Genomic DNA, 2,690 nt, shown 5'->3' on the forward strand with positions numbered 1-2,690 from the left:
GACATCTTCTTGCCGTGCTCGTCACGGACCATGCCGTGCAGGGCGACCACGTCGAACGGCTGCCGGCCGTCCATCGCGTACAGGCCGAACATCATCATCCGGGCGACCCAGAAGAACAGGATGTCGTACCCGGTGACCAGGACGCTGGTCGGGTAGAACTTCGCCAGGTCCGGGGTCTGCTCGGGCCAGCCGAGGGTGGAGAACGGCCACAGGCCGCTGGAGAACCAGGTGTCCAGCACGTCCTCGTCCTGGTGCCAGCCCGTGCCGGTCGGCGGCTCGTCGTCGGGGCCAACGCAGACGATCTCGCCGTCCGGGCCGTACCAGACGGGGATGCGGTGACCCCACCAAAGCTGGCGGGAGATGCACCAGTCGTGCATGTTGTCGACCCAGGCGAAGTACCGCTTGGCCAGCTCGGCCGGCTCGATCTTCACCCGGCCGTCGCGCACCGCGTCACCGGCCGCCTTGGCCAGCGGGGCGGTGTTGACGAACCACTGCAACGACAGCCGCGGCTCGACCGTGGTCTTGCATCGCGAGCAGTGGCCGACGGCGTGCACGTACGGCCGCTTCTCGGCCACGATCAGGCCCTGCTCGCGCAGTGCCGCGACGATCGCCGGCCGGGCCTCGTACCGGTCCAGGCCCTGGAACGGGCCGGGGGCGGTGATGACCCCACGCTCGTCCATGATCGTCAAGGCCGGCAGGGCGTGCCGCTGACCGATCTCGAAGTCGTTCGGGTCGTGCGCCGGGGTCACCTTCACCATGCCCGTGCCGAAGCTCGGGTCGACGTGCTCGTCGGCCACGATCGGGATATGCCGGCCGGTAAGCGGCACCTCGACCTCGGTGCCGATCAGGTGCTGGTACCGCTCGTCACCCGGGTGCACCGCCACGGCGGTGTCGCCGAGCATCGTCTCGGCCCGGGTGGTGGCGACCACCACGTCGTCGGAGTACCGGATCGAGACCAACTCACCGTCGTCGTCGGTGTGCTCGACCTCGATGTCGGACAGCGCGGTCAGGCAGCGGGGGCACCAGTTGATGATCCGGTTGGCCCGGTAGATCAACCCGTCGTCGAAGAGTTTCTTGAACATGGTCTGCACGGCCCGGGAGAGGCCGGCGTCCATGGTGAAGCGCTCGCGCTTCCAGTCGACGGCGTCGCCGAGGCGGCGCATCTGGCCCAGGATCGCGCCGCCGGACTCGGCCTTCCACTGCCACACCCGCTCGACGAACTTCTCGCGACCCAGATCGTGGCGGGACAGGCCCTCGTTCGCCAGCTGCCGCTCGACCAGGTTCTGGGTGGCGATGCCGGCGTGGTCCATGCCCGGCAACCAGAGCGCCTCGAAGCCCTGCATCCGCTTGCGACGGGTCAACGCGTCCATCAGCGTGTGCTCGAACGCATGGCCCATGTGCAGCGAACCGGTGACGTTCGGCGGGGGGATGACCACGGTGAACGGGGGCTTGTCGCTCTGGGCCGACGCCCGGAACCGGCCGCCGGCTACCCACTGCTCGTACCGTCGCTGCTCCACTTCGCCCGGCTGATACTGGGCGGAGAGGGTCGGGGCGTCGGGGCGTCGGGCATCCAGTCTCTCGGTCACCCTCAAAGTCTACGGAGCGCTTCTGCCGACCTGACGTGCACCACCTGTTGTTCGCGTACGGTGTCGGCTATGTCCGACGCGCATCTCACCGAGCATTCGCTCGCCGGCGAGCCCGAGCCGATCGACCTCACCGAGGAACCGATCCGGCTCGGCAACCGGGACCCGCAGGACGCTCCCGGGCGATCTTCGCGGTCCCGGCGCCGACTGGTCGTCCTCGCGGTGGTGCTGGCGGCCGGCCTCGCCGGGATGGGCGCGCTCGGCGTCGCCGGCTGGCGGGTGGCTCAGCAGAAGGACGCTGAACTGTCCAGCCCCGCCACCGTCGCCGGCCTCCAGCGGGACGACAGCGAACGCGCGCGCAGCACCGCCGACTACCTGCGCGACGGGCTGTCCGCCGACATCGACCTGGACCGCAGCTTCGGCACCGTCTACCGCGACCCGGCGGACGACAAGCGGGCGGTGCTCGTCTTCGGCGGCACAACCCTGCTCTGGCAACCGGAACGCGACCTCGACACCCTGTTCCGCCTGATGACGGACGAGACCGGGAAAGTCACCAGCCTGCGGGAGGTTCCCCCCGGCCGGCTCGGCGGGGTGATGAAGTGCGGTACGACCAGCGGCGAGGGCGGCGACTTCGCGATCTGCGGCTGGGCGGACCACGGCAGCGTCGCGATGGCGATGTTTCCGGGCCGTCCGGTGGACTCCGCCGGTGACCTGCTGCGTCAGATCCGTGAGGAGATCCAGAGCCGCTCCTGATCCCGATCAGGATTCCCGACGGCTGGCGGGGCGTCCCGAGGGGCCATGGCCGCCGCTGTCCTCTTGTCCGTCGCTGTCCACCATCCCGGTTGCCCGGTGGTATCCGATTTCCGGTTCCTGGAAACGGTTCAGGGCCACCCCCACAAAAGGATGACCCCGACCACACCACACCCCACAACCACACAATCGAGGGCCGACCCCCATAGGGGCGGCCCTCGACTGGAAAGAATGTCCGGCGGTGTCCTACTCTCCCACACCCTCCCGAGTGCAGTACCATCGGCGCTGGAGGGCTTAGCTTCCGGGTTCGGAATGTAACCGGGCGTTTCCCCTCCGCCATGACCGCCGTAACTCTAT

At 69.0% G+C, this 2,690-nt stretch carries 2 protein-coding genes and 1 rRNA gene; 1 reads left to right on the top strand and 2 read right to left on the bottom strand.

Features of this window, described 5'->3' with window-relative positions:
* On the bottom strand, window positions 1-1,586 hold a 1,586-nt coding region (locus MCAG_RS08370), incomplete at its 3' end, for a valine--tRNA ligase (protein ID WP_007072528.1).
* Between the two features lie 69 nt (window positions 1,587-1,655).
* Here MCAG_RS08370 and MCAG_RS08375 point away from each other — a divergent pair.
* On the top strand, window positions 1,656-2,336 hold the full coding sequence (locus MCAG_RS08375; RefSeq protein ID WP_007072529.1) for a hypothetical protein: 681 nt from the start codon (window positions 1,656-1,658) through the stop codon (window positions 2,334-2,336).
* 230 nt (window positions 2,337-2,566) lie between these two features.
* Here the strand turns inward: MCAG_RS08375 and rrf are convergent.
* A 5S ribosomal RNA gene (gene rrf, locus MCAG_RS08380) occupies window positions 2,567-2,683 on the bottom strand.
* Between the last annotated feature and the right edge of the window lie 7 nt (window positions 2,684-2,690).

The organism is Micromonospora sp. ATCC 39149 (genome assembly GCF_000158815.1).
In the GTDB taxonomy this organism is placed as follows: Bacteria; Actinomycetota; Actinomycetes; order Mycobacteriales; family Micromonosporaceae; genus Micromonospora.

Bases quoted from the DNA above. Each gene is read 5' to 3' on its own strand.
- MCAG_RS08375 (WP_007072529.1), top strand. From the start codon at position 1,656: ATGTCCGACGCGCATCTCACCGAGCATTCGCTCGCCGGCGAGCCCGAG.